Below are 19,592 nucleotides of genomic sequence, written 5' to 3' on the forward strand. Positions count from 1 at the left end.
ATGAGAAGCATTTTTGTTGCACAACTGCTTGCCTGGAGTTTGATGGTAAATGCGCAAGAGCAACTAAGTCTTGCCCGGGCTATTGAACTGGGCTTACAAAATAACCTCGATGTTCAGATTCAAAAACTGGAGATTGATATTGCTGATCGGAACAACAACTGGGGTCAGGCGGGCGCTTTGCCTGCAATAAACCTGAACGTGAACCAGAACAACAGCGTTACCGAGCGAAAGCCGGCCAACCCGTTTGCTGTTCCTGGCCGGAATATTTCAGATAACGTGAATGGCCAGCTGGATGTACAATTTGTGCTGTTCGATGGATTTTTCATCCGGTTGTCAAAGCGAAGGCTGGAGCAACTGGAACAACTCAGCTACGGAAATGCAACGCTGGTCATTGAGCAGGTTATTCAGTCCATTATACTATCATACTACCAATCGTTGCTGGAGCGCGAACGTACCTTGGTGCGTAAGCGTGTAATGGATTTTTCGCGCGAGCGGCTGGAATATGTTAAACTGAGAAAGGACCTTGGCGGAGCTATTACCTTCGATGTTTTACAGGAGCAGAACAATTACCTAACCGACTCGACCAATTACCTGTTGCAGGAGCAGGTATATGTCAATTCGCTGCGCAACCTTAACCTGTTGTTAAACGAGCCCATCACGAAAGAATACATGCTCACCGACTCGCTGCAGTTTATTGATGAAACGTACGACCTGCCCACCATGACCGCCAAGATGAGCAGCACCAATACAAATTTGCGTAATCAATACATTAACCAGGAGTTGCTGCGCATCGCAACCGGTTCGGCTCTTTCTGACAGATATCCCACCATATCGCTGAATGTGGGTGCTAACGGATCGCTCGATCGATTGAACGCTAATTTCGGTTCAAACACAGGCCCGCTGGTTACCAACACGGTAGGGTATGTTAATGGCGATCCGGCCTTTCCGGTAACGAACACCGTACCTTCCCGTATACTGGTCAACCAAACCAACGATGGTTATTCGTATGGTGCTTATGGCAACTTTAGTTTGCGTTATACTTTGTTTAATGGAGGCCAGATTCATCGCAACGTAGAGAATGCACGGGTACGGGAGCGAATTGCCCAATTAAGTGTTGACCAACTCAAGCTGTCCCTGCAAAATGATTTGCTGATCACCTATGATAACTACAACCTGTTGCGCCAGTTGGCGCAGATTGCCCGGATAAAACTGCAGGCGGCCGAACTCAACCTGTCCCTTGCCAACGAACGGTACAAAAATGGCGCCCTCAGCGCCATTGACCTTCGGATTGTACAAGAAAATTACCAGAACGCTGCGCTGGAAAATTACCTGGCCGTGTTTTCGGTATTGGCCAGGCGTACCGACCTGGTGCGCTTAACAGGGGGGTTGGTTGATGAATACAATGCCCGGCCGGGTAAAGAGTAAAAACTGCAAGGTCATCAGCCTTTAAGTTGGTTGAGGGTATGCCAATTCAACACTGTGGTGCCGTTAAATTGAGCCGGCTTGCCTGTGTAAATCAGGTAGCTGTCTTTGGTTTTGGGGTTGATATTTTTCCAATAACGGATTCCCTTTAAGAAATCGGTATGAAAAGTAGACGCGGTTTTTATTTCAACCGGAATAACCTGGGTGGGTTGATCGATGAGGACATCAATCTCATTTCCGGTGCGGTCTCGCCAGTAATACAAATTACTGCGCAGTCCATTATTAAACCGTTGTTTTAATAACTCCAGGATTACGGCATTCTCAACTAAAGCACCGGTAAGCGGATGATTAGCAACTTGTTTTACATTTTCAATTTCAAGCAGCGAACAGCAAATCCCGGTATCGTAAAAATATAATTTAGGCATTTGCAACAGGCGCTTCCCAAGGTTATTATAAAACGGTTGAAGCCTGAAAGCGATGAAACTAGCTTCCAGAATACCCATCCAGTTTAGAGCAGTTTTTTGATCAATGCCGCAATCGTTACTGATGGATGCGTAGTTTACAACCTGCCCCACCCGGGTGGCGCATACTTTGAGAAAGCGCTGAAAAACACCAAGATTATTAATGTTCTTAATCTGGCGTACATCCCGCTCCACATAGGTTAGCAGGTAGTTTGGGTAATAGTCCGAAGGCTTTATTTTCTTATCGTATAAACGCGGGTAACCACCATTTAAAATAAATTGATACAACTCTTGACGGGCAAATGGTGTTGTTCCAAGTTCAGTCTGGCTAAAAGGCAGCAGGTTAATAAAGGCTACCCGTCCAGCCAGGGTTTGAGTTACTTTTTCGAGCAGCAGCAAGTTGTGTGAACCAGTTAATACAAACCGGCCCGTTGTTGCCGACTCATCAATTACTTGTTGCAGGTAAGCCAACAGCGAAGGAACCCGTTGTACTTCATCGAAGATGGCACCGGTTTTAAATTGCCGGAGGAAGGCGCGTGGATCACCGGTGGCAAATAGTACGTTATCCTGGTTTTCAAAACTGATGTACGGTTTTTTTGGAAACAATGATTTAGCCAACGTTGTTTTGCCGGATTGACGTGGACCCAATAAACCTACCGCAGGAAATTTACGGGCAAGGGCCTTTAGTTTTTTTTGTGCAGCGCGGGGGATCATGGCCTTGATACTACTTGTCAAATATGGAATTAAATTCCGTATTTGACAAGCATTAGCCCACGCCCCCTTCGGCCCGCGAAATCCAGAAATTATTATAGCCTTCGCCTACCTGGATGTTCAGGTCACCCAAAGCAAGCAATTCCAATATGGCCAGGAAGTTAAAGATCAGCGCTATGCGGGTGTTGTAGGCGGCAATAATATCAGTAAACGAAACGCGCTCCTTGCGTGTAACTTCATTAAGGATATACTCCTTTTGTCCTTCCAGTGTATACGGGTACTGAATAACCTGGTGTACAGGCCGGTTTTTTTCGTACTCGTACCGCCTGAGCACTTTTTCAAACACCGTCATCAATTTAAAGAGGTCCACATCCTGCAGTTCGGCCTCCACATTGCTGCTGGCAGCCAGCGATTTGATTTCTTTCATCAGGTTGCCGCGCTTTTCTTTGGCCAGTTCGGCTTCTTCCATTTTCTGGAAGGAGTCGATTACGGATTTGTATTTTTTATATTCCAGCAGATGTTTTACCAGTTCTTCGCGAGGGTCAATTTCATTTCCCTGTTCATCAAGTTGCGGGCGTGGTAACAGCATTTTCGATTTAATGCGCATGAGGGTAGCCGCAACCAAAATAAACTCACTGGCTACTTCAATATTAAGGTTCTCCATGTGGTGGAGATAACTCAGAAAATCGGTAGTGATTTTGGAAATCGGGATGTCATAAATATCCAGTTCGTCCCGTTCAATAAAGAATAGCAGCAGGTCAAAAGGCCCCTCAAAAAGCGGGAGTTTAATCTCAAAATTCTCGGCAGTGGTCGTCATGCGTAGCAAAGGTATTGATAAAATAGGCCCGAAGCGCAGCATCCGGCTAATTATCTATCTTTGCAGGCTGAATCGGAACTTTTTGTTGCTTAAAATCAAACACTTACCTTCATTCTGTTGTTTTAACCGGTAAATCGAACCCAAACCTGTATGCTGATAACACCCGGACCGCTGCTGGCCAAAATCAACAGTCCTGATGATCTGAAAAAACTCGATCAGGAAAAACTCGTTCAGCTTTGTGATGAGCTTCGGCACTTTATCATTGATAATGTATCTATTTACGGAGGTCATTTCGGTGCCAGTCTTGGTGTAGTGGAGCTAACCGTTGCCCTTCATTATGTTTTCAATGCACCGTATGATCAGTTGGTATGGGATGTGGGCCACCAGGCCTACGGCCATAAAATACTTACAGGCAGGCGCAATGTATTTCATACAAACCGCTTTTATGGAGGTATATCGGGTTTTCCAAAGCGATCAGAGAGCATCTATGATGCGTTTGGCGTGGGTCATTCATCTACTTCGGTTTCGGCAGCGTTGGGCATGGCCGAAGCTTCAAAATACCTGAAACTCGATAACAAACAACACATTGCGGTTATTGGTGATGGTGCTTTAACCGGTGGCATTGCCTTCGAAGGACTAAACAATGCAGGGGTTTCCAACACGAACCTGCTCATCATCCTGAACGACAATTGCATGTCGATTGACCCGAATGTGGGTGCACTTAAAGATTACCTTACCGATATCACAACCTCGAGAGCATACAACAAATTAAAGGACGAAGTTTGGAACCTGCTGGGAAAACTATCAACCTTCGGAAAAAGCGCACAGGAGATTGTCTCCAAAGTGGAGAACGGAATTAAGTCAACGGTGCTGAGCCAGAGCAACCTGTTTGAATCACTTAACCTGCGGTACTTCGGCCCGGTTGACGGACACGATGTGAACCACCTGGTAGGTGTGCTCAACGATCTGAAAGAAATAAAAGGCCCTAAAATACTCCATTGTATAACCGTAAAGGGTAAAGGCTATGGTCCGGCCGAGAAAGGTAATGCAACTACCTGGCATGCCCCGGGCACGTTCGATAAAATTACCGGTGAAATCCATAAGAAAGTTCACGATTCACCGCAGCCCCCCAAGTACCAGGACGTGTTCGGCCACACCTTAGTTGAACTGGCCAGGGCCAACGATAAAATTATGGGTATCACCCCGGCTATGCCATCAGGGTCATCCATGAACATCATGATGAAGGAAATGCCCAACCGGGCATTTGATGTGGGCATTGCCGAGCAACATGCGGTTACATTTTCGGCCGGGCTTGCTACGCAGGGCCTGATACCGTTCTGTAATATCTACAGCTCGTTTATGCAACGAGCGTATGATCAGGTGGTGCATGATGTATGCATTCAGAACCTGCCCGTTAATTTCTGCCTCGACCGCGCAGGATTTGCCGGTGCAGATGGCCCTACTCACCACGGTGCCTATGATATTGCCTACCTGCGGTGCTTACCCAACATCATCGTATCTGCTCCGATGAACGAAGCAGAACTCCGTAACCTGATGTACACCGCATCGTTGCCGCGAAGCAAACAGGCCTTTGCCATCCGGTATCCGCGTGGGCAAGGGGTTATGCCCAACTGGAAAACACCTTTTGAAGAAGTGAAGATCGGAACCGGGCGAAAGATCCGTGACGGAAAAGATCTGGCCATCCTTACCATTGGGCACATCGGCAATTATGCGGTAACAGTATGCGAAAACCTGGCGAAGCAGGGGCTGGATATAGCGCATTATGATTTGCGTTTTGTAAAGCCTTTAGACGAAGCGATGTTGCATGAAGTATTCACCACCTTCAAAAAAGTTGTTACCGTTGAAGATGGCTGCATTCAGGGAGGGTTTGGAAGCGCGGTACTTGAATTTATGGCCGACCATCAGTACCAGGCGGAAGTTAAGCGCCTGGGTATACCCGACAGGGTTGTTGAACACGGTGAACAACTTGAATTGCATAATGAGTGCGGCTTCGGACCAGAGGGTATCCGGCAGGCTGTACTCCACATGCTTGAGCGCGTCAATACGCCTGTTGGATAATGTTGCCTGTTTATTTCACCGATCAGGGTAAAGGGTTTCCGGTTGTATTTCTTCATGGCTTTTGTGAGACTAATCAGATCTGGCAAGGTGTTGTAGCTCACCTGCAGGATTCATGGCGCCTGCTGGCCGTTGATCTGCCTGGCTTTGGGAACAGCAAACTTTCAGCCGTGCCGGAATCACTTGATGAAATTGCTGATGCAATCATCCAGTGGTTAGAATCAATCCGGGTTTCCAGGTGCATCGTATTTGGCCATAGCCTTGGTGGCTACATTACACTGGCTATTGCCCAAAAAAGACCAGACTTGCTGGCAGCATTTGGATTAGTACACTCCACAGCATATGCCGATACGGAAGAGAAAAAAGCTAACCGTAACCGCGTTGTTGAATTTGTTAAAGAGCATGGGGTTAATCCTTTCATTGAGTCATTTATCCCTCCGTTATTTGCCAATCTCCAACACCCCCGGATTGCCGAAGTTGTAAGCATGGGTAAGACAACTCCGCTGCAAACCCTTATTGCTTACACACATGCTATGCGCGACCGGCCCGACCGGACCGATCTGCTGGCTGACTTTAAGGGCAAGGTATTGCTGCTTGCCGGTGAACACGACCGCCTGATTTCGGTAGAGAGTATTGCCGAACAGGCTCAACGTTGTCAGCAACCTGTGTTTACTGTGCTTCAGGGTGTTGCGCACATGGGCATGCTGGAAGATGAGGCCGGAATCATTCGTGTGCTTAGGCTTTTTTTAGATAGCGTGGAGGATATTTAGCCCGCAAGGCTCAAATAGGCCGGAAAAGAGGCTGTTTTTTTGATTTTTTTACTAAAAGTGTATTAAATTGTGATGCTTTTGGCCTTTTGGAGGCTTGTCCTACTTGTGAAGTGACGTGGCAATTCTATATTTGTAAGATATACTAAAACCAATACCCTTATGGTGGAAGAACTTGTACGAGAATACGAACCATGGAACAGACTGGCACAAAACATCGCGTTTGGATGCTGGGCGCTTGCTTTACTGATTGTTCTCGGTCATATCGTTAAGCTGGGGATAACGAAGGACCCGAAGCTTAAATATGATTACATCAACAAGAGCGAGATTAATCTGCTGTGGATTGCCTCCATTATTCTTATTGTGGGTTGCTGCTTTTACGCCAACTCAAATATTGAGGAACTGAATGCCCTCTGGATATTTGTTAGGGTATTTACTACGGTTTCCATGGGGCTGATTGTTGCCCTGATTATTCAGAACCTGCTTAAGTTTTACTATCCCTTCTTTATTGAAAAACGCCTTAAAGCGCTGCGGTACCAACCGCGTATTTCGCCTAAAACCGGTAAGGCCATGAAGCTGCTCAGCGAAGAAGAAGAGGATGCTTACCTGGATGAAGGTATGCAGGCTGAAGAAAATGTTTTCTCCATTGATTATGATGTATGGAAAGATGAAGAAACAGGGTACATTAAAATTGAAAAATACGCAGGCCACCTACATGCTTTGGAATGCCCCGAGTGCAATTACCAGACATTTAAAGTGGTAAAAGAAGAGATTTTAAAAACACCTACGCCTACCGAAGAAGGTGAATTGTTAAAGCATTACCAGTGCACCTACTGCGGATACAAAGCCAAGAAAACAGTTACCCTTAAAACCTCCACCAAGTTTGAAGAGTCAACTGCGGCCACCGCTTAAAGCATAGATAAACACAAAGTCAGTTAGTAGAACCCCGATGGAATCATCGGGGTTTCTTTTTTTATTGAATTTCAACCGGCAGTTTAATCTGGTCCGAATAAAATTTCATCCGGCTGTGGGAGGTGTCCAGTAGCGTAACCTTTTCAATACAGGCGTGCTTGTGGTTAACAAACACCTCTACAAAAAAATTATTAAGCAGGTATAAGTTTACCTTATAACCGTAGTAGCGAATGGCCATAACAAATGACCCATGCTCATAGAGCATTTTTACTTTCCGGTCAACCGGCCAGGTGTCAAATTCTGTGCAGGTAATCACCGAATAAACTTACAGAAAAAAAGTACGGGGTCAAATCAAACGGAGATTACTTCAGTTTTTCTTTCAAGAATGCAATGGTTCTTGACCAGGCCAGTTGGGCCGCTTCGGCATTGTAGCGTGTAGGAGCCGTGTCGTTATTAAAAGCATGTTGCGCACCTTTGTATATGTGGATGGTGTAGCTGACACCGGCCGTTTTTAACGCTTCTTCGAATGCCGGTATGCCGGCATTAACCCGCTCATCCATTTCGGCATAGTGCAACAGTAAAGCCGCTTTAATTCTGGGAACATCGGTAACTTCAGGCTGGCGCCCGTAGTAGGGCACGGCTGCCCGCAGCGTGGGTACATGCACCGCCATGTTGTTGGTCATGGCACCGCCCCAGCAAAAACCAATGCACCCGAATTTACCGTTGCAGTCTTTACGGGTTTTCAGGTAATCAAAGCCCTTGGCAAAGTTGGTAATGGTTTTTTTTGCGTCCAGTTTTTGAAAAAGTTCACGGGCTTTGTCGGCATCTTCGGGCGTTCCGCCAAGGGGCGCCAGGGCATTGGGCGCAAAAGCTAAAAACCCTTCCAGTGCCATCCTGCGGGTTACATCTTCAATATGCGGGTTGAGGCCCCGGTTTTCATGAATAACCATTACTGCGGCATATTTTCCTTTCTTTTTTGGCCGGGCCACATAAGCCTGCATTACATCGGTATCAGCCCCTGCATAGTTAACATATTCGGTAAAGAGCCGGTCGTCCTGCAACGGAACGGTAGCGGCATGGGCATAATTCACTTCCAGCAGCGGCAGGGTAGCCATGGCGGCAGCCGTGCTGCCCGTAAGCAGGGTTAGTTTTTTAATGAATTCTTCGCGCGTAAGCGGTTTGTGCGTGTATTCATCAAACAGGTTAATGATGCGTTGATCCATAAAATCTCGGGCTAGTACACGAGGTTATGTTTTTTTTGTTTACTCAGCTATTAAAATGTTTTGAGTGGCAGAAGAGTAAACTAATAGGTGCAAATCGTAATTATGCACCACTGGTTTGAATAGAAGGGTGGAAGATGGGACTCGAACCCACGACCCTCAGAACCACAATCTGATGCTCTAACCAACTGAGCTACGTCCACCATCATCCCGCCAAGGCGGGAAGGACGGCAAAGTTAGCCAGCTTGCTCAGAATTACAAAGTCACCGGTTAAAGGTAAGCCGCATGCCCTTCTGCGATTCGTTAAACGTACCCTGTGCATAAGCCAAATGTCCCGATACCCACGTATGCGTTACCTCTGAGCGAAAAGTGGTTCCTTCGAAAGGCGACCAGCCGCATTTAGCCAAAATATTGCTCTTTTCAACTTTCCAGGGGGCATCCGGATTAACCAGTACCAGGTCGGCAAAATAACCCTCCTTGATAAAGCCACGCTTTTCAACAGCAAATAGTAAAGCCGGGGCGTGGCACATTTTGTTCACGATCCAATCCAGCGAAACTTTCCGCTGATGATAAAATTCCAGCATGGCCACCAGGCTGTGTTGAACTAAGGGGCCACCGGAAGGTGCATTGAAATAAGAATTGTTTTTTTCTTCTATGGTATGCGGGGCATGGTCGGTAGCGATTACATCAATCCGGTTTTCAAGCAGGGCCTGCCAAATAGCTTGCTGGTCGGCCACAGTTTTGATTGCCGGGTTCCACTTAATGAACATGCCCAGCCGATCGTAATCAGAATCATTAAACCATAAGTGATGAATGCAGGCTTCGGCTGTTATTTTTTTACCGGTTATTGGGCCGGCATCAAACATCCTGGCTTCCTGGGCTGTAGAAATATGCAGGATGTGCAGACGGGTGCCGTGCTTGCGGGCCAGTTCCATAGCAAGTGTTGATGATTTAATGCAACCTTCAGTGCTGCGAATTTTCGGGTGCAGGTTAACGGGAACCTGCTCACCATATTTTGCACGGTAATCTTCTGAATTTTTTCTGATAGTTGGCTCGTCCTCGCAATGCGTGGCAATGAGCAACGGCACATTGGCAAAGAACTGCTCCAATACCTTTGGATCATCTACCAACAAGTTGCCGGTTGATGAGCCCATAAAAATTTTCAACCCGCATACATTAGCCGGATTTGTGTTTAGAACTTCTTCCAGGTTGCTATCAGAGGCACCGATATAAAACGAATAATTGGCCAATGAATGCCGGGCGGCAATTTGATACTTATCCTCAAGGAGTTGTTGGGTAAAAACCGGTGGGTTGGTGTTGGGCATTTCCATGTACGAAGTAATGCCACCGGCAACAGCCGCTTTTGCTTCGGTGTAAATGGTGCCTTTATGGGTTAAGCCGGGTTCGCGAAAGTGCACCTGGTCATCGATAACTCCGGGCAACAGGTACTTGTTTTTTGCGTCAATAACGGCATCGGCCCGCAGGCTTTGCAAATCGCCTCCGATGCGTTCAATGAACGGACCTTTAATCAAAACATCACCCTGAACGACCTTACCTTCGTTAACTATATTTGCATTAACGATTAGTGTTGATTTCATGGCGCCAAAGGTAATGAAAGAAGTTTCATTTGCGGATTTGAAACTGAACCGGCAATTGCTGAACGCGGTAGCTGCCCTGGGCTATGAACAACCTACTGAAATACAACGAAAATGTATTCCGGTAATTCTCTCCGGTCAACAGGTAATTGGCATTGCCCAAACCGGAACCGGAAAAACAGCTGCTTACCTGTTACCGATTTTGATGAACGTAAAATTTGCGGCAGGTATTGAACCGCGTGCGCTTATTCTGGCCCCCACAAAGGAACTTGTTGTGCAGATTGCCGGGCATGCCCGGCAGCTGGCCGTACATACCGATTTGCGGATACTGGCCCTTTATGGCGGCATCGGGCCTAAAAGCCAAATTGAGGTACTTCAACAAGGAGTGGATGTTGTGGTAGCTACCCCGGGCAGGTTTATGGAGTTGTACCTAAAGGGAGAACTGCCCACTAAACAGATTAAAACCCTTGTTTTGGATGAGGCCGACCGGATGATGGATATGGGGTTTATGCCGCAGTTGCGGAAAATTTTTGAGGTGATACCCCACAAGCGACAAAACCTGCTGTTCTCGGCTACATTTCCGGAAAAAGTTGAGCGACTGGCCGCGGAATTTTTGGTATTCCCGGTGCGGATAGAAGTTTCGCCACCGGCAACTCCGGCTTCTCAGGTAACGCAGGTGTTGTATCAGGTTCCTAATCTGAAATCGAAAATTAATTTTCTGGAATATTTACTTGGGCAACCGGAGTTTAGCCGGGTGCTGATTTTTACACGTACGAAAGAAAATGCCGATAATGTATTTAAGTTTATTGAGCGGAAAAAACTGGGGCCCGTTCGTGTAATTCATTCCAACAAAGGCCAGAACAGCCGTATCAACGCGGTTAATGAATTTAAAACAGGTGCCTTGCGTGTACTGGTTTCTACCGATGTAACCGCCAGGGGCATTGATGTAACGCAGGTATCGCATGTAATCAACTTTGATGTACCAATTGTATATGAAGATTATGTGCACCGGATTGGACGCACCGGAAGGGCCTTTCAAACCGGTACGGCTATTACGCTGGCCACTGAAGCAGAAATTTATCACATCCGTAAAATCGAGTCGCTCATTCGCGAGCAGATACCGGTAAAGAAATTACCGGCTCAGGTGGTAATAGCCGAAACACCGAAGGAAGAAAAGCTGGCTATGGCCCGTGAAATTGATCGGCAAAAGAAGAAAGAAGATCCGTTGTATAAAGGTGCTTTTCACGACAAGAAGAATGATTAAAGTCAGAGTCCTTCACGGCCAAGGTTGCGCACTCCGGCCGCCCAATACAACAGCGCTTTTTGTTTTTCATAGTCGGCCAGCAACTTGGCCCATTTGGTTTGCGCCTGCAGCAGGTATTCAAGCTGAATATTGATCTTAAACAGATCGCTTTCGCCATTTTCAAAATTTAAAAGTTCAGCCTGCAACAGGCGTTCATAATTTTCGACCATGGCCTGCTGGTTGGTGATGATGGTATTGGTGGCCATCAGGGAATTATAGGTAGCCTGTATGGCGTTGACTACTTCGCGTTCGGCAAGGCCTCGTTCATATTGCGTAGCATTGATTCTCAGTTTTACCTGGGCCAGCCGGGCTCTTTCTTTACGCAGAAACAGGGGCATGCTAAAATCCAATCCGAATTTATAATCTTCGGTGTTCGGTGTATTCCAGTTCCATTGCGGGTCAAAAGGTTGATTGAGCCAGTAATAGTTCAGGTCGAGTCGTGGCTTGAGGTATTCGGCTGCGAGCCTGCGGCTTACATCCAGTTGCATAAGGGTTATGGAAAGTTTACGTAAGTCAGGGTGGTTTTGACGAGCCTGGTCTGCCAGTTCTTGGAGTTCGGCCCCTGTCATCATCAGTATTTCTTTTTCAGGAACAGGTACCCATTGGAGATTAAGTAAAGCGGGTTGACCAATGCTATCCCACAGGTAGGTGCTTAATTGCACTCCGGCATTTTTAAAATTGAGAAGAGCCTCTTGTTGCTGTATAAGGCGGTTTTGCCAGGTTATTTTTGCCTGCACTGAATCAATGGGTGCGTTCTCGCCAAGTTCTACATTTAGTTTGGTTCGCCTGAAAATTTCCTGCGCCACTACTACCCCACGGTTCATCAGCCTGAAATTGTAATAACTGTAAAACCAGTTCCAGTAATCGTAAGCGGCATCCAGCATCAATTTGTTAATTATTTTAACCTGTTCGGCTTCGGTTAAACTTTTAAAAAGCTCGGCTTGTCGTAAGGCGGCCCTGCGATCATCGGTTATGAGGCCCCTGCCCAGGGGTATTGAAAGGCCGGCATAAAATTGCCGGTAGTTAAACTGGTTTGAAATGTACCGTTCGGGATTCAGAAATTCTCCGAGGTTTTTTTCCACGCCAATTTTCGGGTCAAGCGGAAAGACCGAATTAAACGTAATCGATCCGTTGAAAACGGAATAGTATTCTTTATCGGAGAAATTTTTTGTCAGGTAAGTAACCTCGGCTTTTGGGTCGAAATTACCGCGAGCCAGACGTATCTCCTGTTTAGCTACATCACTTAACAATCCCGCTTGCCGGGCTACCGGGTGGTAGCGTGTTACCAGTACATAAAAGTTTTCGATGGTAAATACTTTAGCCGTATCTGGAATACGAAAAAGTGTATCGCTGGGTGTTTGTCCTTGTGCGGAGGCCAAAATACCTGCTAATAAAATGAAGCACCAATTCCGATTACTTTTCTTCATCCTTTTGCTGGTTAACCGGAACTTGTTTTTTCTGGAGCACCTCATCAAGCGGCTCCTCGTACAAACTGGGCGGGAAACCGTTAAGTTGTCGCCATATTTCGTACCACACCGGTACATCATCAAGCATCACCCAACCTTTAATACCTGAACCCAAACGTAGTTGCCTGGGCCATGCCGTATCGGTAGAGTCAGGTACAACCAGGATGCGGAACTCACCGGGTTTAGAGTTTACATAGTCAATTACCTTAACGGTGCCGCCAAATGTTCCAACCGAAACACTGGGCCAGCCTGAGAATTGGATGGCGGGCCAGCCGTCAAAAATTATACGCACCTTGCGGCCTTTGCTCACCAGCGGTACGTCCATGGCACGGATATACATTTCAGCAGCCATATCGGAAGTGGCCAGTGGCATAATGGTACACACGGCATCCCCTTCTTTAATGGTTTCGCCAATACCGGCTTTCATGGCCTTAACCACAACGCCATTTTGCGGGGCGATGATTTGATATTGCTGGTTTCGGATTTCCATATTGGCGTATTCGTTGCGCAGTTTGGCCAGGTCGGCCTGTGTTTCAAAAATCTCGGCCTCGGCATTACTCCGGTCTGATTCGGCCTTGCTGATTTTATCAAGGTATTCGGCCTGAACGCGATCGAGTTCAATCTGGACATTCAGGTATTCAGCCTGGGCATTTTGGTATTTGTATTCAATTTCCTGGAATTTGGTTAGCGGGATGTTGCCAGCCTCGAACAGCTTTTTATTTCGTTGAAACTGGTTTTCCATATTTAAATACCGGACGCGTTCAGCCTCCAACTTCGCTTTGGTCTGCTCTACTTTATTAGTAAGGGCTAAGCGCAAGGCATTTATCTGGCGTGATAAGGCCTGGGCTTTTTCGATTTTAGCAGCTACGCTTTTTTCTTTTGCGTTAATCTGCTCGGCCAATCGTTTCAGCAGCTCGGGGTCAAAGAATTTTTCGCGCACTTCACTAAGCGTGATGATGGTATCGCCCTTGTCTACATACTCACCTTCCTGCACGTGCCATTGTTGAATTCGTCCGGCAATTGCGGTCTCTACGGTTTGCGGCCGGTTACCCGGATTGAAGGCCGTAACTTTACCGGTACCCCGTATATTTTGCTGCCAGGGTACAAACAGGATTACCAGGAACAATAAACCGATGACAGCCAGAATCCGCGCAAGCACTTTGCCGGCTTTTGGCACTTTAATGGCGCGCAGCGAGTACAGTTTTTCCTGCTCAATAATTTTATTAACCCGGTTTGGCGAGAGGTTCAGCATAGTTAATCGAGGTATCGGTTTATAATGCCGTCTTTTAACAATTCATCAAATTTTCCTTCTGCTTCAATGATGCCGTCATTTAAAACAATCACCCGGTCGCAGGCAGCCATAATCAACGGGTCGTTTGAAACGGCCAACACGGTCCATTTGCTTTTCCGGTCAACCAGGCACTGAATCAACTCGATTTTGGCAGCCCGTTTTAATCCGGTAAAGAAGTCGTTCAGAATTACGAGCTCTGGTTTTTTAGCCAGGCAGCGCGCTAAAATAAGCCGGTGAACAGCGGTGTTGGAAAGATTTTTACCACCACTGGTTAGGTGTGTATTCAGCCCATCGGGTAACCGGTTAATTTCATCGGTCAGGCCAACCATGTTAATGGCTTCGATGGCATCTTCAACGCTTTCCATGGGTTTGCCAACGGTAACGTTGTCAAGAATGGTTCCATCAAAAATATCTTCCTGCGAAATGTTTTTCCCGATTTTGTTGCGCAGGTGAGTAAGGTCCAGGTCGCGTATGGAGTAATTGTTTATAGAAACAGCACCTTCAAAATCGGTGTAGATGCCTGAGATAATGTTCATTAACGTTGTCTTTCCCGATCCGCCCGGCCCTGAAATGCAAATGTGCTCTCCTGCCCGGATGTTCATATCAATACCCTTAAGCATATAATCATAGTGCCCGGGGTACTTGTATCTAAGGCCTTTTACCTGGATGCTGTACCCCAAGCCCTGCTGGCGACTCGGGAAATCCAGGCCACCAACCCGCTCAAGTGGAATATCGGTTACATGGGCCACCTTATCAACAGCTGTAAGCAGATCGTAGATTACATCCATGTACATGACAATCTTTTCCACCGAGGAAAGCAGCAGGATGATAATTACTTCGGAAGCAACAAACTGCCCCAGCGTAATCTGGCGGTCAACCACCAATATTGTTCCTACAATCAGCAGGCCTCCGGTAACCAGCGCCTTGAACAACAGGATGAAACTAAACTGGCCGATTAACACCTGGAAATGGATCTTACGGTACTTCAGGTAATTGTTTACTGTGTAGTCGGTTTTCTTAATGGGTAAATCGGTTGTGCCGGCCAGTTTAAACGAGTTAATGGCGCGAGCCAGTTCTTCAAGCCAATGCACCACTTTGTATTTGTATTTGGATTCTTCGATAGACGACCGAAGACCTTTAGGGCCGGTGGCAGTGAATAATATAGCGAGAAGACTCAGCAGACCTACGCTGAAAAAGACAAAGAACGGGTGATACAGCGATAGCAGAATTAAGCCAAATATGATTTGAACAATGCCGGCTGTAAAATCAATTAACAATTTTGGCAAGCCTTTTTGAATGGTGATGATATCGAAGAACCGGTTCACCAGTTCCGGGGCGTAGTTGCTGATGATGGCCTCGGCTTTAAGCCGGGGTATGCGGAAAGCAAATTCAAGCGCTGCTTTAGTAAAAATTCTGCGCTGCAGAAATTCAACCAGACTTATCTGAATTAGTTGCAGTACCCCGCCAACAATAACACCCAGAATAACAATGCCGATAAGTACATACACCGAACTGAAAAATACACCTCCCGAGATCAGTTCAATGGTTGCCTGTATACCTAAAGGCAATACCAGGCTAATTAAACCGGCTACCAATGCATAAAAGAAAATATAGTTAATCTGGCTGCGTTCGGCATGGAGTAACCGGAACAGCCGGGTTACCGGATTAAGCCGCTTGCCTCCGGCCGTTTCGTCAAGGCCATAATCGCTCACCAGGCTTTCCTGCGGAAACAGCACAAAAAACAACACCTCATTACCCGAAGGCGAAAACCAGGGTACAGCTGTGCTAAAGTCGGTTTGCTCCCAACCCTTATCACGAAGTTGTGACATGTTGCGGTTCTTTCCTGTGGGTTGAATGAGTACGGGTGTTAGCCCTTTTTCGGTTTTAGAAAAAGCCAGCACGTATTGCTCTTCTTTTTCGAGGAATGATGCAAATTCATCTGCGCTCAACTCGTATTGCAACATCATCAGTTGCATTTTACTGGCCGCTTCAAACAAATCCTGTTTGAATTCATCAAACTCAGCATCGCTGTACGTACGGTTGTTAATTTCGGTAAAGCGAAGGCTTTCCGGATCATACTCGTGCCCAAGTTGCAGGGCTGCCTCCCGGAGAATTCGCACAATATGATGGTTCCGTAACATAACGGGTATCAGGGTTGAATAACTTTATTTAATATCAGGCTGATGAACTCATTGAGTTGCTGGTAATGTTTTTCCGGATTGAATTGAATTTCTGTAAGCGAGGGCAAGTGCTCGGCATAAAACAGTTGATGATTGGCGGATAAAACCAATGTACTGACCAGCGCATGGGGATACGGAAATGCAGGATTGATTTGCCGGATAAGGCCTGCAATTTTTTTGCAAACCGACTTAAACGGAAGAAACACCCCTTCCTGATTGTCTTTATCCACTTGTTTAGTCAGGTAGGTCTTTTCAAACTCAGCCATCATAATGCGATTAAGGGCCTGGCCATCAATTCCGTTGGAATAAAGATCGCCCTTCTTTTCAGACGTTAGCAGGGTAATGTAAACTTTCAGTTTCTCCCGGGGATCATGGATATTCGTTGTGAAGTAGTCAAACTGGTATTCCAGCCAGGTCCAGTACCAGTCAATCAGGTAAAGCAATAGCCTGTGTTTGTTTTCAAAGTAACGGTATACCGAAGCCTCCGTTGAACCGATTTCTTCAGCCAGCTTTTTAAAGGTGAAATTTTCAAAGCCTAAACGGTCGATAAGCCTTATGCCTTCGGTAACGATGCGCCACCCCAATGCCGATTGCTGCGGATCTTTAAGATAAAGCGAGGCATTCAGCCGGATTGATAGTGAAACCATAAGAAATAATAGTAATACTATCAAAAAACGGTCAAACTACCCGAAGGTTTAAAAGAAATTAAAAAAAATTTTAAACGAGCTGGTTCAGGGCATTTCGCAGGTTCATCAGGGGTACTACACCTGCCTGCCGCCACAGGATTTTACCCGCTTTAAACAGCATCAAGGTAGGAACACCCTGTACCTGGTATTGGCTGGCCAATGCCGGATTACGGTCAACGTCTACCTTAATTACCTTTAGCTTACCGCTGAATTCCCGGGCAATTTCTTCAACAATGGGGGTACTCATTTTGCAGGGCCCGCACCAATCTGCATAGAAATCAACCAACACCGGTTTTTCACCGGTAATCAAATCAGCAAAAGACGGTTTTGAGGTACTCATGGCTCAACAAACAAAAATACGGCCTGCCATTACACAGAGTAGTGATAAAAATCACTAATCAGAGGCGCGCATATTCAACAATAAAGGCATCCGGAAATTTTTTGCGTAACTCTTCACGGAGGGTCTCTGCTTTGTCTCGATTTGGAAATTGTCCAAGGATAAGGGAGTAATATTTTATGCCGTTGATAATCTTAACCTGAACCGTAACTTTTTTCTGGTACGATTTCTTCAGGTTATCTGTCAGGCGCATCAGGTTAACCAGCTCCTGATAGGTGCCTACCTGTACACCAAAGCCCGAAGGCCGGGCACGGCTTATTTCAAAATTGTAAAATTCCTTCTCGTCTACACTAACGTTGCCGATAACGCGCACCGGATCGGAGGTCTTGCCATCGCCCGGATCGATAACTTCAATTTTAACTTCGGCTAAACCCTGTGTAATAAACTCCAGTTTTTCGGCTGCCGATTTTGACAGGTCAATAATCCGGTCTTCAACGTAAGGACCGCGATCGTTTATAATAACCTCTACGCTGTTATTATTAGCAAGGTTGGTTACCCTTACCTTGGTTCCGAAGGGTAAAGTTTTGTGCGCAGCGGTTAACTTGTTGTGCCGGTATTTTTCTCCGCTGGCCGTAGGTTGTCCTTCAAATTTATCGGCATAATACGAGGCCTTTCCGGTTTGAACTTGAGCGAATAAGAGGGCAGTTAAAAAAACAAAACACAGACTAAAAAACAGTTTTTTCATAAAACCAGGCTTGTTTACAAAGGTACGACCAATTTTGCTTGGATTCGCTCGGTTAATCCTCAATTTAGCTTACCTTTGCCCGGCAAATAATGGTTCGTAAATTATTTGCCCATGCCCCTCGATAATTCAAAGTTTCTTTTTGAAGCCCTCACTTACGATGATGTACTGCTCGTGCCGGCCTATTCCGAAGTGCTGCCCCGCGAGACCAACATTACCGGTAAGTTAACCCGCAACATCCGCCTCAATATTCCGATTGTTTCGGCAGCCATGGATACCGTTACCGAAGCGGGCCTGGCCATCAGCATGGCACTGGAAGGCGGCATCGGGTTTATTCATAAAAACATGCGGATTGATCAGCAGGCCGAACAGGTGCGTAAAGTAAAGCGCTCGCAAAGCGGCCTCATCCTCGACCCGGTAACGCTTAGCATTAACTCAACCGTGCAGGATGCCGAAAACATAATGCGCGAATTCAAAATCGGTGGCATACCGGTTGTGGATGGCCATGGTAAACTGCTGGGCATTATCACCAACCGCGATCTTCGCTTTCAAAAAGATTTGAGCGTACCGGTGGAGAAAATTATGACCAAGGAAAATCTTATTACGGCATCAGAAGGGATTACGCTGGAGAAGGCCGAGATTGTTCTTCAGAAATACAAAATTGAAAAACTCCCGATTATCAATAAAAAAGGGAAGCTTACCGGGCTGATTACCTTTCGGGATATTCAGAAGAAAAAAAATAAGCCCTTTGCCTGCCAGGATAAGTTCGGAAGGTTACGGGCGGGTGCGGCCGTTGGTGTAACAGCCGATATTCTTGATCGGGTGGAAGCCCTAAAAACTGCGGGGGCTGATGTCATCACCATCGATACTGCGCATGGCCATTCCAAAGGGGTTATTGATGCCTGCAAAAAAGTAAAACGAAAATTTCCTGAACTGGACGTGGTGGTAGGAAACATCGGCACGGGCGAAGCGGCAAAAGCATTGGTAAAAGCCGGAGCAGATGCTGTAAAAGTAGGTGTTGGGCCTGGCAGTATTTGTACCACGCGCATTGTGGCCGGTGTTGGCCTTCCTCAACTTTCGGCTGTGTATGAGTCGGCCAAAGCATTAAAGGGTTCTGGCGTGCCGGTTATTGCCGATGGCGGTATCCGATTTTCCGGAGATATTGTGAAGGCCATTGCTGCCGGAGCTGACAGCGTAATGATCGGCTCACTGCTTGCCGGCACCGAAGAAGCTCCGGGTGAAGTGATTATTTATGAAGGTCGCAAGTTTAAATCGTACCGCGGCATGGGTTCCATTGAAGCCATGGAAGAGGGATCCAAGGATCGCTACTTTCAGGATGTTGAAGATGATATTAAAAAGTTGGTGCCTGAAGGAATTTCGGGGCGGGTACCCTATAAAGGATTGGTAGCCGAAGTGCTTTACCAACTGGTTGGCGGCTTGCGGGCCGGCATGGGGTATTGCGGAGCCAAAAATATTGAAGCACTCAAAAAAGCCCGCTTTGTTAAAATAACCAGTGCCGGTGTAACCGAAAGCCACCCGCACGATGTAACCATAACGCGCGAGGCCCCCAATTACAGCAGAAAGTAGCACACCGATCCAACTCCGG

At 46.6% G+C, this 19,592-nt stretch carries 17 protein-coding genes and 1 tRNA gene; 6 read left to right on the forward strand and 12 right to left on the reverse strand.

Annotation, left to right across the window (positions count from 1 at the left end; genetic code table 11):
• The gene (locus tag HRU69_05430) at window positions 1-1,425 is read left to right on the forward strand and encodes a TolC family protein (GenBank protein QOI96968.1); all 1,425 of its coding nucleotides are present in this window, start codon (window positions 1-3) and stop codon (window positions 1,423-1,425) included.
• Window positions 1,426-1,439: 14 nt separating this feature from the next.
• Here HRU69_05430 and HRU69_05435 read toward each other — a convergent pair whose 3' ends face one another.
• Both HRU69_05435 and HRU69_05440 read right to left on the reverse strand, forming a co-directional pair.
• On the reverse strand, window positions 1,440-2,597 hold the full coding sequence (locus HRU69_05435) for an ATP-binding protein (protein QOI96969.1): 1,158 nt from the start codon (window positions 2,595-2,597) through the stop codon (window positions 1,440-1,442).
• A 52-nt stretch (window positions 2,598-2,649) separates the two neighbouring features.
• Window positions 2,650-3,411 (reverse strand): segregation/condensation protein A, encoded by a 762-nt coding sequence (locus HRU69_05440; protein QOI96970.1) that lies wholly within the window; start codon window positions 3,409-3,411, stop codon window positions 2,650-2,652.
• 150 nt (window positions 3,412-3,561) lie between these two features.
• Here HRU69_05440 and HRU69_05445 point away from each other — a divergent pair, with 150 nt between their 5' ends.
• From HRU69_05445 to HRU69_05455, 3 genes are all read left to right on the forward strand, one after another.
• On the forward strand, window positions 3,562-5,490 hold the full coding sequence (locus tag HRU69_05445) for a 1-deoxy-D-xylulose-5-phosphate synthase (protein QOI96971.1): 1,929 nt from the start codon (window positions 3,562-3,564) through the stop codon (window positions 5,488-5,490).
• On the forward strand, window positions 5,490-6,257 hold the full coding sequence (locus HRU69_05450) for an alpha/beta hydrolase (GenBank protein QOI96972.1): 768 nt from the start codon (window positions 5,490-5,492) through the stop codon (window positions 6,255-6,257). The genes HRU69_05445 and HRU69_05450 overlap by 1 nt, the downstream gene beginning before the upstream one ends.
• Window positions 6,258-6,416: 159 nt before the next feature.
• The gene (locus HRU69_05455; GenBank protein QOI96973.1) at window positions 6,417-7,166 is read left to right on the forward strand and encodes a hypothetical protein; all 750 of its coding nucleotides are present in this window, start codon (window positions 6,417-6,419) and stop codon (window positions 7,164-7,166) included.
• A 61-nt stretch (window positions 7,167-7,227) separates the two neighbouring features.
• Here HRU69_05455 and HRU69_05460 read toward each other — a convergent pair whose 3' ends face one another.
• The 4 genes from HRU69_05460 to HRU69_05475 all read right to left on the reverse strand — a co-directional run bounded on the left by HRU69_05460 (window position 7,228) and on the right by HRU69_05475 (window position 9,984).
• A complete protein-coding gene (locus HRU69_05460; protein QOI98834.1) occupies window positions 7,228-7,431 on the reverse strand; it encodes a hypothetical protein in 204 nt (67 codons plus the stop codon).
• A 97-nt stretch (window positions 7,432-7,528) separates the two neighbouring features.
• Window positions 7,529-8,389: a dienelactone hydrolase family protein gene (locus tag HRU69_05465; GenBank protein ID QOI96974.1), complete on the reverse strand. Its 861-nt coding sequence runs from the start codon at window positions 8,387-8,389 to the stop codon at window positions 7,529-7,531.
• Between the two features lie 125 nt (window positions 8,390-8,514).
• A tRNA-His gene (locus tag HRU69_05470) sits at window positions 8,515-8,590 on the reverse strand.
• A 59-nt stretch (window positions 8,591-8,649) separates the two neighbouring features.
• Window positions 8,650-9,984, reverse strand: coding sequence for a dihydroorotase (locus HRU69_05475; GenBank protein ID QOI96975.1), 1,335 nt, complete (start codon window positions 9,982-9,984; stop codon window positions 8,650-8,652).
• Between the two features lie 13 nt (window positions 9,985-9,997).
• Here HRU69_05475 and HRU69_05480 point away from each other — a divergent pair, with 13 nt between their 5' ends.
• Complete coding sequence (locus HRU69_05480) at window positions 9,998-11,245, forward strand: DEAD/DEAH box helicase (GenBank protein QOI98835.1); 1,248 nt, start codon at window positions 9,998-10,000, stop codon at window positions 11,243-11,245.
• A 2-nt stretch (window positions 11,246-11,247) separates the two neighbouring features.
• Here the strand turns inward: HRU69_05480 and HRU69_05485 are convergent, their stop codons facing one another.
• The 6 genes from HRU69_05485 to HRU69_05510 all read right to left on the reverse strand — a co-directional run bounded on the left by HRU69_05485 (window position 11,248) and on the right by HRU69_05510 (window position 17,989).
• On the reverse strand, window positions 11,248-12,711 hold the full coding sequence (locus HRU69_05485; GenBank protein QOI96976.1) for a TolC family protein: 1,464 nt from the start codon (window positions 12,709-12,711) through the stop codon (window positions 11,248-11,250).
• Window positions 12,698-14,002 carry an HlyD family efflux transporter periplasmic adaptor subunit gene (locus HRU69_05490; protein QOI96977.1) on the reverse strand — a complete coding sequence of 435 codons (1,305 nt, stop codon included), beginning with the start codon at window positions 14,000-14,002 and terminating at the stop codon, window positions 12,698-12,700. Before HRU69_05490 ends, HRU69_05485 begins: the two co-directional genes overlap by 14 nt.
• A gap of 2 nt (window positions 14,003-14,004) precedes the next feature.
• Entirely contained in the window at window positions 14,005-16,182 is a 2,178-nt protein-coding gene (locus tag HRU69_05495; GenBank protein QOI96978.1) for an ATP-binding cassette domain-containing protein, read from the reverse strand.
• Window positions 16,183-16,190: 8 nt separating this feature from the next.
• The gene (locus tag HRU69_05500; protein ID QOI96979.1) at window positions 16,191-16,868 is read right to left on the reverse strand and encodes a TetR/AcrR family transcriptional regulator; all 678 of its coding nucleotides are present in this window, start codon (window positions 16,866-16,868) and stop codon (window positions 16,191-16,193) included.
• 70 nt (window positions 16,869-16,938) lie between these two features.
• A complete protein-coding gene (trxA, locus tag HRU69_05505; protein ID QOI96980.1) occupies window positions 16,939-17,247 on the reverse strand; it encodes a thioredoxin in 309 nt (102 codons plus the stop codon).
• 58 nt (window positions 17,248-17,305) lie between these two features.
• The gene (locus HRU69_05510) at window positions 17,306-17,989 is read right to left on the reverse strand and encodes a septal ring lytic transglycosylase RlpA family protein (GenBank protein QOI96981.1); all 684 of its coding nucleotides are present in this window, start codon (window positions 17,987-17,989) and stop codon (window positions 17,306-17,308) included.
• Between the two features lie 111 nt (window positions 17,990-18,100).
• Between HRU69_05510 and guaB the strand changes: the two genes are divergently transcribed.
• A complete protein-coding gene (guaB, locus tag HRU69_05515; GenBank protein QOI96982.1) occupies window positions 18,101-19,573 on the forward strand; it encodes an IMP dehydrogenase in 1,473 nt (490 codons plus the stop codon).
• The last annotated feature ends 19 nt before the right edge of the window (window positions 19,574-19,592 follow it).

Source organism: Flammeovirgaceae bacterium (genome assembly GCA_015180985.1).
Classification (GTDB): domain Bacteria; phylum Bacteroidota; class Bacteroidia; order Cytophagales; family Cyclobacteriaceae; genus UBA2336.